Genomic DNA, 12,505 nt, shown 5'->3' on the forward strand with positions numbered 1-12,505 from the left:
CGTCAGTGTTCCTGGACATTCGGAAGAACCCGCGTATCGCGGGACGGGTGCAAAACGATGGTCTTGTGACCGGATTCGCGACGTTGCGCCATGCGCTCAGCAGCGCGGGTGCGGTCCTTGACATCCCCAGCCAGTTGGCCGCAGGCCGCATCGATGTCGTCGCCGCGCGTCTTGCGCACGGTGGTCACGATCCCGGCCTCGCTCAACACCCTGGCGAACGCCAGCACCCGCGGCTGCGGCGAGCGCAGCAGACCGGATGCCGGAAACGGGTTGAACGGAATGAGGTTGAACTTGCACGAGACGCCCTGACCGCGCACGAGGTCCACGAGCTGCTGCGCATGCTCAGGCTGGTCGTTCACGCCGTCGAGCATGCAGTATTCGAAGGTGATGAAGTCGCGCGGCGCATGCGCCAGGTAGCGCTTGCAGGCTTCAAGCAGTTCGGCAATCGGGTATTTGCGATTGAGCGGCACGAGGTCGTCGCGCAGCGCGTCGTTCGGCGCGTGCAGCGACACCGCCAATGCCACCGGGCAGTCGCCTCCGAGCCGATCGATCATGGGCACCACGCCGGAGGTGGACACCGTCACGCGACGGCGCGACAGGCCATAAGCGTTGTCGTCGAGCATGGTGCGCAAGGCGGGCACCAGCGCGGTGTAGTTTTGGAGCGGCTCGCCCATGCCCATCATCACGACGTTGGAGATGACGCGGCCTTCCTGGCCGGGATCGCGCTTCAGGTGCTTGCGCAGGAAATGCTCGGCGAACCAGATCTGCGCCACGATCTCGCCCGTGGTCAGGTTGCGGCTGAAGCCCTGGTGCCCGGTGGAGCAAAAGCGGCAGCCTACGGCACAGCCGGCTTGCGACGACACGCACAGGGTGCCACGGTCGTCTTCGGGAATGAACACGGCCTCGACCGCATTGCCGTCGCCCACGTCGAACAGCCACTTGATCGTGCCGTCGGTGGATTCCTGCTGCGTGGCGACCGGCAGCGCTTCGATGCGCGCGGTGGTCGCCAGCTTTTCGCGCAGCGACTTCGCGAGATCGGTCATCTCGGAGAAATCGCGTGCGCCGCGCTGATGGATCCAGCGAAACAGCTGGGTCGCGCGAAAACGCTTTTCGCCCAGCCGCTCGCAAAACGCGGCCAACCCCTCCAGATCGAACTCGAGCAGGTTGGTCGTCGTCATTGCATCAGGCTGGGTGGCAACCTCAACGTGCGTAGACGTTGAGGCCGGCAAAGAAGAACGCCACTTCGGCCTGGGCGGTTTCGGGCGAATCCGAACCGTGCACGGCGTTGGCATCGATGCTGTCGGCGAAGTCGGCGCGGATGGTGCCGGCGGCTGCCTTCTTGGGGTCCGTGGCGCCCATCAGGTCACGGTTCTTGCCGATGGCGTTTTCGCCTTCGAGTGCCTGCACGAAGACCGGGCCCGAGATCATGAATTCGACCAGGTCCTTGAAGAAAGGACGTTCCTTGTGCACGCCGTAGAACTGTTCTGCTTCGTTGCGCGACAGTTGCACGAGCTTGGCAGCGACAACCTTGAGGCCGGCAGCTTCGAAACGGGAAACGATCTTGCCGATGACGTTCTTTGCGACGGCGTCGGGCTTGATGATGGAGAGAGTGCGTTCGATGGCCATTGAAATGCTTCCTGAGAGCTTGGATTTTGAAGAGTTCGGCCAAGGCTGCAACCCTCAGGTTGCATTGCGCTCCCCGTGGGTTGCACTGCCTCGACAAAGCCTCTGATTTTAACCGGCGCAAAGCGCCAGCCTGATGACGCAGCGGCAAATGACCGCTGCCGAATTGCTGGATTCAGCGAGGCCGACGGCGCGAGCCGCCGTTGCCGCCGCCCGGCGGCCCGCCGGGACCGCCGCGTCGGGGCGCCTGCCGCTGCTCCTTGCGCTGGCGCGAAAAACTGTCGGCGCCGATGTAGCCCAGCGATGTTTTCATTGGATCGGGCTGGTTTGCGCCGCTCGGCAGACCATCCCCGCGGTTCGGGGCGTTGTTGCCGCCGTTGCGGCGTTGACCGCCTTGACCGCCGCCCTGCCCGCCCGGACCACCACCGCCACGATTGCCGCGCGGACCGCGACCGTCGCCAAGCGGGTTGGGAATCTGCTGCTGGCCGCGTGAATCGTCACGCGGGCCGGCGGCACCCTTACCGCCTTTGCCGCGACGGCGATTGTTGTTGTTGCGGCCGCCGCCCTCCGCGCCCGGACCGCCAGGACCGCCAGGACCACGGGGACCGGCCGGACGCGGACCGCGCTCCGCAGCACCATTGCCAGCAGTCGCCTGAAACAGCGAACGGATGTCGCGGTCGTCCAGCTCCATCCAGGCGCCGCGCTTGAGGCCGCGGGCAGCAACATCGCGCCGTAGCGGATCCGGATCAGCCGGCTGACCGCATGGCCGACCGCTTCGAAAAGGCGCCGCACCTCGCGGTTGCGCCCTTCGGAAATCGTGACGCGGTACCAGCAGTTGGACCCTTCGCCGCCGCCGTCTTCGATGCTGCCGAACTGCGCCATGCCGTCGTCCAGCCGCACGCCTTCGAGCAGCTTCTGTCGCTCTTCCTTGTTGATCGCGCCGAGCACGCGCACCGCGTATTCGCGCTCTAGGCCGAAGCGCGGGTGCATCAGGTTGTTGGCCAGTTCGCCCGAGCTCGTGAAGAGCAGCAGGCCTTCGGTGTTCAGGTCGAGGCGACCCACCGATTGCCACTTGCCCTGCTGCAGCCGGGGCAGCTTGCGGAACACCGTCGGGCGGTTCTGCGGATCGTCGTGCGTGACCACTTCGCCCGCCGGCTTGTGGTACGCGATGACGCGCGCCGGTGGCGGATCGATCCGGTAACGGATCGGCTTGCCGTTGATCTTGACCTGGTCGCCGTACTGGATGCGCTGACCGATATGGGCCGGCTCGGCGTTCACCGAAATGCGGCCCTGCAGGATCAGCGCTTCCATTTCCAGCCGGGAACCGAGGCCGGCCTGCGCCAGAACCTTGTGCAGCTTGGGCGAGTCGGCTTCCGGCAACAGCACGCGCTTGAGCGGCGGGACTTCCGGGCTCTCCTCGTCGGCATCGAACTGGCCGGACACGACGTCGGCGAAGCTGATCGGCCGGGTCGGCGGCGCATTGCGCAGCGCACGCTCGTTGGCCTTGCGCGCTCGATCGAGGTCGTCGTCCTCGTCGTCGTCCTCGTCTTCTTCGTCTTGTTCGTCGATCTCTTCGCCGCCGCGGTCGCTTTCGACGCGGCGTTCAGGCAAAGGCGCCACCGCGACGGGCTCGGGCATCGGGGGCGCCTCGCCGTCGTCCACGGCCTCGCCGTCCTGCGAAGCGTCGGAATCCAGTCCGATCGGCTTGCGCCGGCGCGGACGGCGCTTGCGCGGCGCGGCGTCACCGGCTTCGGGTTGCGCGCCCTCGGCAGCCGGGACGGGCGTTGCCGCTTCTTTTTCTTCGGAAGAAAGAGGAGCGATCGGCTGGATCGCCGGATCGCCGGATTCGGAGGAGCTCATGGTTCGGTTCCGTGCCGGGGTTCGGTCGGCAGATGGGTGTCGGACTCTGCCGCTTCGGGCGGCTCGGGAGAAAGTTCGGCGACGGGATCGGCAGCAAGGTCCGCCGTTGGCTCCGCAGGCACCGACGGCGCATCCTGCGGGTCGTCGATGGCCAGCGTGGCCTGCTCGGACTCGCCCATGCGCGCCAGTGCATCGACCAGCGCGCCCTGCTGCGCCGGCGATTCGATCACCGGCAACTGGTCGAGCGACTCGAGGCCGAGATCGTCGAGGAACTGCCGCGTGGTCGCGTAGAGGCCCGGGCGGCCGACGGTTTCGCGGTGGCCGATCACCTCGACCCAGTTGCGGTCTTCGAGCTGCTTGATGATCAGCGAGTTGATGGTCACGCCCCGGATGTCTTCCATGTCGCCGCGCGTGACGGGCTGGCGGTAGGCAATGATCGCCAACGTTTCCAGCACGGCGCGTGTGTAGCGCGGCGGCTTTTCGGGATGCAGGCGATCCAGGTGATCGCGCATGTCGGGCCGGCTCTGGAAACGCCAGCCCGTGCCGACGCTGACCAGCTCGAGGCCGCGCTGGGTCCAGTCTTCCTGCAACTCGACGAGCAACGTCTTGATGGTGTCGGCACCGAGTTCGTCACCGAACAGCACGCGAAGGTCGCGGACCGGCAGCGGCTGGGCCGAACAGATCAAGGCGGTTTCGAGAATGCGCTTGGCATCCGCCGTATTCATGGTTCGCGTTATCCGGGAAAGGGCGCTTTCGAAGCGCTTCGTTTCATTGGGATGGAAATTGGCGTTGCCGGCACGCAGCGAGTGCAACGCAAGGCCGGCATCGGAAGGCCGGCGCGGCCTGGGGCCGTCAGGCGCGATTGTAGTCCAGCCCCAAAGTCTGCATGGCGGTGGTCAGGTCGGGCGGCACCGGCGCATGGAACGTCATCGCCAGGTTCGTGACGGGGTGCACAAAGGCCAGCCGAAACGCGTGCAAACCCTGGCGCGCCAGACCGGCCGCCGGCGCGCCGCCATACAGCGCGTCGCCCACCAGCGGATGCCCGAGCGACGCCATGTGGACGCGAATCTGGTGGGTGCGGCCGGTTTCCAGGGTGCAGCGCACGGTGCAGCCGTCGGCATGGCTGTCGAGGCGCTCGATGAGCGTGCGGGCCGTCTTGCCCGGGTGGCGCTCCAGGTCGACGATCGCCATGCGCAGGCGGTTGCGCGGATCGCGCCCGATCGGTGCGTCAACCTGCCGTGCCGCAGCGCCCACCCACGGTTGATGCGCCAGCGCGAGGTATTGGCGCTTGACCTCGCGCGCTGCGATCAACGCGACTAGCGCGTCCATGGCGGCGCGCGTCCGGGCCACGACCATGAGTCCGCTGGTGTCGCGGTCCAGCCGGTGCACGATGCCGGCCCGCGGCAGGAGCACCGCTTTGGGATCGAGCGCGAGCAAGCCGTTCAGCAGCGTGCCGTTCCAATGGCCGGGCGCGGGGTGCACGACGAGCCCGGCAGGTTTGTCGATCACCCGCAGGTGCTCGTCCTCGTGGATCACGGTGATCGGCATCGCCTCGGGCCGGAACGCCTGGCTCTGGGGCGTGGGCCGCAGTTCGATCTGCCCCGCCTCGCCCGCCCGTACGGTGGCCGAGGCCTTGCTCACCGTGCGGCCTTGCAGCACCACCAGCCCCGCTTCGAGCATCTGCTGCAGGTAGCTGCGCGAAAACTCGGGCACCAGCGCCGCCAGCGCGCGGTCGAGCCGCTGGCCATGTTCGGCCGTGCCGATCACGAAGGGTCGCAGCTCGCTCGGCTCGCCAATGTCCGCACCCTCTTCCGGCTCGGCCGGGTCGGGGGTAGCGTGCGAGGGGTCGGTCGATATAATTGAGGGCAACTGTTTCACGAAAGCCGTATCTGATGTTTCGCTCCAAATTATCGGTGCTCCCCGTCTGGGCGGTCCTTTGCGCCAGCGCCCTGCTGGTTGGCTGCTCGTCGACCAAGGAAGACAAGACCGCCAACTGGAGTCCGAACAAGATCTACACGGAAGCCAAGGACGAAGCCGATTCCGGCGCGTACGACAAGGCCGTTCCGCTGTACGAAAAGCTTGAAGGCCGTGCAGCCGGCACGCCGTTGGCCCAGCAGGCGCAACTCGACAAGGCCTATGCGCAGTTCAAGGCGGGCGACAAGCCGGCGGCGATCGCCACCATCGACCGCTTCATGAAGCTGCATCCCGCCAGCCCGGCCGTCGACTACGCGCTGTACCTGAAGGGCGTGGTCAACTTCAACGACGATCTCGGCATGTTCGCGTCGCTGACGCGCCAGGACCTGGCCGAACGCGACCAGAAGGCCGCCAAGGAATCCTTCCTGGCATTCAAGGAACTGGTGACGCGCTTCCCTGCCTCGCGCTACACGCCCGATGCCCGCCAGCGCATGAACTACATCGTGAACTCGCTCGCGCAGTACGAAGTTCATGTGGCCCGCTATTACTACCAGCGGGGCGCCTATCTGGCTGCCATCAACCGCGCACAGCTCGCGCTGGCGGACTACCGCGAAGTGCCGGCGCTTGAAGAGGCGCTCTACATCATGGTCAAGTCGTACGACGCGCTGGGCATGCCGCAACTGCGCGACGACGCACAGCGCGTGCTGACCAGCAACTATCCGAAATCCGAATTCCTGGCCAAGGGTTTCCGCACCAAGGACGACCCATGGTGGAAGGTCTGGTAAGCCGGCCTTCCGCGCTTACAACGTGAGTTCGGCCAACGCGGCATCGAAATCGGCTGCGCTGTCGAGCCAGCGCATGGGCGGCAAGGCAGCCACCAGCCGTTTGCCGTAGCCCATCGTGGCCAGCCGGGCGTCGCAAATCACCAGCACGCCGCGGTCCGTTTCCCGGCGGATCAACCTTCCCGCGCCCTGCTTGAGCGCCACCGCCGCCTCGGGCAACGAATAGTCCCCGAAAGCGCTCCGCCCTTGCGACTCGAGTCGTCGCGATCGCGCCTCGACCAGTGGATCGTTGGGCGGCGGAAACGGCAACTTGTCGATCACGACCAGCTGCAGCACGTCGCCCGGTGCATCGAAACCCTCCAGAACGACGCCGACGCCACCAGCACGCAGCCTGTGCGCCCATTGCTCGCGCCTTCTCGAAAGCGCTCCATCAGCACGCGCTTGGGCAGCTCGCCCTGCACCAGGACTTCGGGCCGGACGGCCGCGTCGATCGGCTCGAACATCTGGCGCATCTCGTCACCGATCGTTCGCAACGCACGCAGCGTGGTGGTGAGCACCAGCGTGCGGCCGCCGAGCGCCGCGGCGCCACGCGCAGCCAGCCGAGCGACCTGCGCGCTGTGCGTCGGATCGGCCGGCTTGGGAAACGATCGGGGAACGTACAGCGACGCCTGCTGCGCGTAGTCGAACGGACTTTGCACGCGCAGTACCTCTGCGCTCTCGAGCCCGCACGGTTCGGTGAACCAGCGCAGCTTGGGGTCGTCCCCCAGCGTGGCCGAGGTGAAAACCCAGGCGCGCCCCGACGCTTCGGGATCGGTCTTGTCGAGTTTCAGCACCCGTGTGCGCACGGCTTCCGCAATGTCCAGCGGCGACTCGACCAGCCGCAGCTGCGTCCCCACATCGACCCAGCGCACCGACTCGGGCGCGCACGGCGTCGCGAAGCGGGCCGCACGCTCGGCCAACTGCACGGCGCGCTCGTGCAAACGCACGAAGTCCGGCGCGATCTCGCTCACCATGTGCAGGCCATCGGCCGCGTCCTCGAAAGCCTGTTGGAGCCCATCGAGCGCGCCCTGCCAAGCCGGCGCCGGGATGCCTTCCGGCGACGCCTCGGACCAGCGCAGTTTGGTCCCAGGCCACTGCTTGCCCACCGACAGGCGCAGCTCCCGCGCACCGCGTTCGAGCTGCGCCGCGATCTGCTGCCAGTCGACCAGCCCGCGCGCATGCTGCAGGCCGGCTGCGAGCACGTCGCGCGCAAAGTCGAGCGCTTGGCCGGTGCCGAGTTGCGCGCCGAGAAACTGGACCCCGGTTTCGTTCAACTGGTGCGCCTCGTCGAACACCACGACGCGAACGCTCGGCAGCAGTTCGGCCATGCCGGATTCGCGCACGGCAAGGTCCGCGAAAAAGAGGTGGTGATTGATGACCACCACGTCGGCCGCGAGCGCCTCGCGGCGCGCCAGGTTGACGTGGCACGGCTTGAACTGCGGGCATTGCTGGCCCAGGCAGTTGTCGCGCGTGGAGGTGACCAGGGGAATGAGCGGGGAGCGCTCGTCGAGCCCCGGCAGTTCGGCGAGATCGCCGGTACGTGTCGATTTCGACCACTGCTCTATCTTGGCCAGCGTGCGCACCGTGCCGCGTTCCGGCAACGATGCATCGTGCCGCGCCAATTCCAGCCGGTGCAGACACACGTAGCTGGCGCGGCCTTTCAGCAGGGCGGTGCGCACCGGCAATCCGAGCGCCTCGACCAGTCGCGGCAGGTCACGGCCGAACAACTGGTCTTGCAGCGTCTTGGTGGCGGTCGACAGCAACACGCGCTCGCCGCTCAGCAGCGCGGGCACGAGGTATGAAAAAGTCTTGCCGACGCCGGTCCCGGCTTCGACGACCAACACCCCGCCCTGCGCCACCGTGCGTGCCACTGCGAGCGCCATCTCGGTCTGGCCGGCACGTTCGCGAAACTGTTCGGCAGCGCGCGACAAGACGCCGTCCTGCGCGAAGGCGTCGCGCACCTGTGATTCCAAGGCACCCATCAGGCGGGCTCTTGCGGGTCGGCGTCGCGCTCGACGCGCTGGATCTTGTCGCGCAGCGCGAGCCGCCGCTTCTTGAGACGACGCAGCAGCAGTTCGTCCTGCTGCGGCATCGACTCGACCAGGCGATCGATCGTGGCGTCGAGATCGGCGTGCTCCATGCGAAGGTCGATCAACTGGCGGGAAAGGGAATTGAGATTGATGTCCAACGGAGGCAATGCGGCGCCGGTGTGCAAAAGGGCCGGCAGCCCTGGGGCGTGTCACTTGATAATACGTCCGCAACACGCCGCAAAGCACGATCCATACGCATGAACCGAGGTTTCAGACTTACCGCAGCCACCGGCCTCCACAAGGGAGACCGTCCATACCAGCAGGATCAGGTTCTGGTGATCGCGCATCCGCGGCAGCCCGGCTGCGTGCTGGGCGTGGTGGCCGATGGCATGGGTGGGCGCAGTGGCGGGCGCAAGGCGTCCGACCAGGTCATCATGACTGCGCAGCAGCTCTTCAGCCGCTACACGCCCGGACGCGACGAACCCGTCGGCATGTTGCGCCAGTTGCTGGACGACGCGCACACAGTCATCAAGCTCACCGCGTTGTCGAGCGAACAGGAGCCGCACAGCACGATCGCCGCCTTCCTGATGAATCCGCAAGGTGATTGCGCCTGGATCCATGCCGGCGACTCGCGCATCTATCACTTTCATCGCGGCCGGCTGGTGCGCCGCACGCGCGACCATTCTTACGTGCAGGTGCTGGTGGACCGCGGCGAACTCACCGAAGCCGAGGCCAACGTTCATCCCCAAGGCAACATCCTGCTGGGCTGCCTGGGCATGACGGCAACGCCGCCCCCTGTCGAAACCCATTTCATTCCGCAAATGCAGCGCGGCGATGCGCTGCTCGCGTGCAGCGACGGCCTTTGGCACTACTTCACCCCGGAAGAGATGGGCATGGTGCTGGCGGAGAAGTCACCCCGTGAGGCGACCGAACTGCTGGTGGCGGAGGCACGCCGCCGGGCCCGCGGCACCGGCGACAACATCTCGCTGGCCGTGCTCAAGCTCGAACGCTTGCCCAAGCCGCCGATGGCCTGAGACCAGCCCGGCGGCCCCGCGATCGCGTCAGGGCGGCGGTGCCGGCAGGGGCGCCGAACGCGGCTTGGTACGCTCGGCGTTCTTCTTCTCGACATCGGCGCGGTGTGCCTGTGCCTTTTTCAACTTCTCTTCCTGACGCCGGACCTCCGCCGGCGCTGCGGCGCGGCGGCTGGCTTCCTTGGCCAATTGCTCCGCATGGGCGCGCTGCTTGCCGTCGTACTGGCGCTGCATGGCGCCTTCCTGCGCAGCCGTCGCAGCGCGGCCGGCCGTGTGGTCGGTTGAGCGCTGTTCGCGGTCCTGCTGCGCCTTCGCCGCCTTGTCGCGTTGCGTCGCGGCTTCTTGCGCGCGCTGCGCAGAGTCCTTCTCTTCGAGGCGATCCAGCGCCGCACCGCCGCGGCGCTTGCGCTCCGCATCGTTGATCAGCGCTTCCTGGCGCTTGATGTTGTCCAGTGCAGTACGCCTTTGCTGACGGCTTTTTGCCAGGCAGTCTTCCACAGAAAACTTCTTGAAGCAGACGGCGCGCTCATCCGTGAACGCCTTGTCGACCGCGGCGCGCTCAGCCGTCAGGCGCGCGCGCTCGACCGCGAAATCGGCGTTTCCGGTGGCGGCCAGCGACTGCGCCCACAGGGATGGCGCAGCGAGCACCAGCAACAAGCAAACAGTGATCTTTTTCATGTGAGACGGGTGTCGACGAGGCGGCGCTCCAGGGCCAGAAATTCGGCCGACTGCATTTCGTTGAGCCGGGAAACGGTCCGCGGAAACTCGTGCGCCAGCGGACCCTCGGTGTACAACGCCTCCGGTGCGACCTCGGCCGACATGATGAGCTTGACCCGGCGGTCGTAGAAAACGTCGACCAGCCAGGTGAATCGACGTGCTTCCGACGCCCGACTCACCGACATCTGCGGCACGTCCGACAGCAGCACCGTGTGGAACTGGGTGGCGATTTCGAGGTAGTCGTTCTGGGAGCGCGGACCGCCACACAAGGTCCTGAAATCGAACCAGACCACGCCGCCGGCCTTGCGCCTCGCATGGATCTCGCGCGACTCGATGTGCAGCACCGGGTTCTCGTCGGCGGTCTCGGCCAGCTTTGCGAACGCATCGCGCATTTCCTTGTCCGCGGCGGCACCGTTCGGCGTGAGGTACATGCGCAGCTGCTCGAGCGTGCGGCGCCGGTAGTCGGTGCCGTTGTCGACGCTCAGCACCTCGAGCTTCTCGTTCAGCAGTGCGATTGCCGGGAGGATGCGGTCGCGGTGCAGCCCGTTGGGATACAGGTCGTCGGGCTTGAAGTTCGACGTGGTCACAAAGCCCACGCCGTTCTCGAACAGGGCCGCCAGCAACCGATGCAGGATCATCGCGTCCGTGATGTCGGCCACATGGAATTCGTCGAAACAGATGAGCTTGTAGCGCTTGGCGATGCGCTTGCCGAGTTCGTCCAGCGGATTGACGATGCCCTGAAGCTCCGCCAGTTCGCGGTGCACTTCGCGCATGAATTCATGAAAGTGCAGACGCGTCTTGCGCCGCAGCGGCACCGCGTTGAAGAAGAGGTCCATCAGGAAACTCTTGCCGCGCCCGACGCCGCCATACAGGTAGACGCCGCGCGGAATCTCCGGCCGATGGATCAGCTTCTTGAACGCGCTGGAGCGCTGCGCCTTGTAGTCGGCCCACTCGCTGGCGCAGCGATCCAGCGCTTCCACGGCGCGCAATTGCGCCGGGTCGCTCTGGAAGCCGCGCGTGGCGAGCTCCGCTTCGTAGGCTTGTTTGACGCTCAAGAGATCAAAAATTGAGCGTGCGCTTGTCGACCGCCAGCGCAGCTTCCTTGGTCGCTTCCGACAGCGACGGGTGTGCGTGGCAGATGCGAGCGATGTCTTCGCTGCTCGCCTTGAACTCCATGGCCACCACAGCCTCGGAAATCAGCTCGCTGACCTGCGGGCCGACCATGTGCACCCCCAGGATCTCGTCGGTCGTCGCATCGGCCAGGAACTTGACCATGCCGGTCGTGTCGCCCAGCGCGCGCGCGCGGCCGTTCGCAAGGAACGGAAAGGTTCCGGCCTTGTAAGCACGGCCCGACGCCTTGAGCTGCTGCTCGGTCTGGCCGACCCAGGCGATTTCGGGGTGCGTGTAGATGACCCACGGCACGGTGTTGAAGTTGACATGCCCGTGTTGGCCAGCGATGCGCTCAGCCACGGCAACGCCCTCTTCTTCCGCCTTGTGCGCGAGCATCGGTCCGCGCACCACATCGCCGATCGCCCAGACACCCGCGAGGTTCGTCTTGCAATCGTCGTCCACGGTGATCGCGCCACGTTCGTCGAGCTTCAGGCCGACGGCTTCGGCGTTCAGGCCGATCGTGTTGGCCACGCGGCCGATCGACACGATGAGCTTGTCTACTTCCAGCGTCAGGGCCTCGCCCTTGGCGTTGGTGTAGGCGATGCTGACGCCCTTGCTTCCCTTGGCACCCGACTTGATCTCGCCGACCTTCACGCCGAGTTCGATCTTCAGGCCCTGCTTGTCGAACGCCTTCTTCGCTTCCTTGGCGATCTGCTCGTCGACCGCGCCGAGGAACGTCGGCAGGCCTTCGAGCACCGTGACTTCCGCGCCGAGGCGCCGCCACACCGAACCCATCTCGAGGCCGATCACGCCGGCGCCGATCAGCGCGAGCTTCTTCGGCACCGCGCCGATGCGCAGCGCGCCGTCGTTCGAGAGGATGTTTTCCTCGTCGAACGGGGTGCCCGGCAGCGCACGCGCGTTCGAGCCGGTCGCGATCACGATTTGCTTGCCGACGATCGTCTCTTCGGCCGCGCCCGCAACCTTGATTTCGTAGCCGGCGTCGCTCGCCTTCACGAACGAGCCACGGCCATGGAAGAACGCGATCTTGTTTTTCTTGAACAGGTACAGGATGCCGTCGTTGTTCTGCTTCACGACCTGGTCCTTGCGAGCCAGCATCTTGCCGATGTCGAGCGAGAGGCCCGACACGTTGATGCCGTGGTCCGCGAAGCTGTGACCGGCCTGCTCGTAGTGCTCGGACGATTGCAAGAGCGCCTTGGACGGGATGCAGCCGACGTTGGTGCAGGTGCCGCCCGGTGCCGGGCCGCCCTTGCTGTTCTTCCACTCGTCGATGCACGCGACGTTGAAGCCGAGTTGCGCCGCGCGGATCGCCGCGATGTAGCCGCCGGGACCGCCACCGATCACGACGACGTCGAATTGCTTGGTATCAGCCATCTGTGTG

10 protein-coding genes and 2 pseudogenes are annotated in these 12,505 nt (G+C 66.4%); 2 read left to right on the plus strand and 10 right to left on the minus strand.

The window, feature by feature from the left end:
- Positions 1-2: 2 nt before the first annotated feature.
- The 5 genes and pseudogenes from rlmN to AX767_RS00775 form a co-directional block, all read right to left on the minus strand.
- Positions 3-1,178 carry a 23S rRNA (adenine(2503)-C(2))-methyltransferase RlmN gene (gene rlmN, locus AX767_RS00755; protein WP_068627917.1) on the minus strand — a complete coding sequence of 392 codons (1,176 nt, stop codon included), beginning with the start codon at positions 1,176-1,178 and terminating at the stop codon, positions 3-5.
- A 22-nt stretch (positions 1,179-1,200) separates the two neighbouring features.
- A complete protein-coding gene (gene ndk / locus AX767_RS00760) occupies positions 1,201-1,626 on the minus strand; it encodes a nucleoside-diphosphate kinase (protein WP_068627918.1) in 426 nt (141 codons plus the stop codon).
- A gap of 172 nt (positions 1,627-1,798) precedes the next feature.
- Positions 1,799-3,483 (minus strand): annotated as a pseudogene (locus tag AX767_RS22050) (pseudouridine synthase).
- Complete coding sequence (gene scpB, locus AX767_RS00770) at positions 3,480-4,208, minus strand: SMC-Scp complex subunit ScpB (protein ID WP_082754720.1); 729 nt, start codon at positions 4,206-4,208, stop codon at positions 3,480-3,482. Before scpB ends, AX767_RS22050 begins: the two are co-directional and overlap by 4 nt.
- Before the next feature lie 127 nt (positions 4,209-4,335).
- The gene (locus tag AX767_RS00775) at positions 4,336-5,361 is read right to left on the minus strand and encodes an RluA family pseudouridine synthase (protein ID WP_443082760.1); all 1,026 of its coding nucleotides are present in this window, start codon (positions 5,359-5,361) and stop codon (positions 4,336-4,338) included.
- A 14-nt stretch (positions 5,362-5,375) separates the two neighbouring features.
- Between AX767_RS00775 and AX767_RS00780 the strand changes: the two genes are divergently transcribed.
- Positions 5,376-6,182: an outer membrane protein assembly factor BamD gene (locus AX767_RS00780; protein ID WP_068627919.1), complete on the plus strand. Its 807-nt coding sequence runs from the start codon at positions 5,376-5,378 to the stop codon at positions 6,180-6,182.
- Between the two features lie 15 nt (positions 6,183-6,197).
- Here AX767_RS00780 and AX767_RS00785 read toward each other — a convergent pair.
- A pseudogene (locus AX767_RS00785) lies at positions 6,198-8,200 on the minus strand (ATP-dependent DNA helicase).
- Positions 8,200-8,406, minus strand: coding sequence for a DUF465 domain-containing protein (locus AX767_RS00790; RefSeq protein ID WP_068627920.1), 207 nt, complete (start codon positions 8,404-8,406; stop codon positions 8,200-8,202). Before AX767_RS00790 ends, AX767_RS00785 begins: the two are co-directional and overlap by 1 nt.
- 99 nt (positions 8,407-8,505) lie before the next feature.
- Here AX767_RS00790 and AX767_RS00795 point away from each other — a divergent pair, with 99 nt between their 5' ends.
- Positions 8,506-9,282, plus strand: coding sequence for a PP2C family protein-serine/threonine phosphatase (locus AX767_RS00795; RefSeq protein WP_068627921.1), 777 nt, complete (start codon positions 8,506-8,508; stop codon positions 9,280-9,282).
- 27 nt (positions 9,283-9,309) lie between these two features.
- Here the strand turns inward: AX767_RS00795 and AX767_RS00800 are convergent, their stop codons facing one another.
- The 3 genes from AX767_RS00800 to lpdA are packed head-to-tail and all read right to left on the minus strand — an operon-like array spanning position 9,310 to position 12,498.
- Positions 9,310-9,927 carry a hypothetical protein gene (locus AX767_RS00800; protein ID WP_237288616.1) on the minus strand — a complete coding sequence of 206 codons (618 nt, stop codon included), beginning with the start codon at positions 9,925-9,927 and terminating at the stop codon, positions 9,310-9,312.
- A gap of 26 nt (positions 9,928-9,953) precedes the next feature.
- Complete coding sequence (gene zapE, locus AX767_RS00805; protein WP_068627923.1) at positions 9,954-11,051, minus strand: cell division protein ZapE; 1,098 nt, start codon at positions 11,049-11,051, stop codon at positions 9,954-9,956.
- 4 nt (positions 11,052-11,055) lie between these two features.
- Positions 11,056-12,498: a dihydrolipoyl dehydrogenase gene (gene lpdA / locus AX767_RS00810; RefSeq protein ID WP_068627924.1), complete on the minus strand. Its 1,443-nt coding sequence runs from the start codon at positions 12,496-12,498 to the stop codon at positions 11,056-11,058.
- Positions 12,499-12,505 lie beyond the last annotated feature (7 nt).

Source organism: Variovorax sp. PAMC 28711, from assembly GCF_001577265.1.
Taxonomy (GTDB): Bacteria; Pseudomonadota; Gammaproteobacteria; order Burkholderiales; family Burkholderiaceae_C; genus Variovorax.

Bases quoted from the DNA above. Each gene is read 5' to 3' on its own strand.
- rlmN (WP_068627917.1), bottom strand. From the start codon at position 1,178: ATGACGACGACCAACCTGCTCGAGTTCGATCTGGAGGGGTTGGCCGCG.
- ndk (WP_068627918.1), bottom strand. From the start codon at position 1,626: ATGGCCATCGAACGCACTCTCTCCATCATCAAGCCCGACGCCGTCGCA.
- scpB (WP_082754720.1), bottom strand. From the start codon at position 4,208: ATGAATACGGCGGATGCCAAGCGCATTCTCGAAACCGCCTTGATCTGT.
- AX767_RS00780 (WP_068627919.1), top strand. From the start codon at position 5,376: ATGTTTCGCTCCAAATTATCGGTGCTCCCCGTCTGGGCGGTCCTTTGC.
- AX767_RS00795 (WP_068627921.1), top strand. From the start codon at position 8,506: ATGAACCGAGGTTTCAGACTTACCGCAGCCACCGGCCTCCACAAGGGA.
- lpdA (WP_068627924.1), bottom strand. From the start codon at position 12,498: ATGGCTGATACCAAGCAATTCGACGTCGTCGTGATCGGTGGCGGTCCC.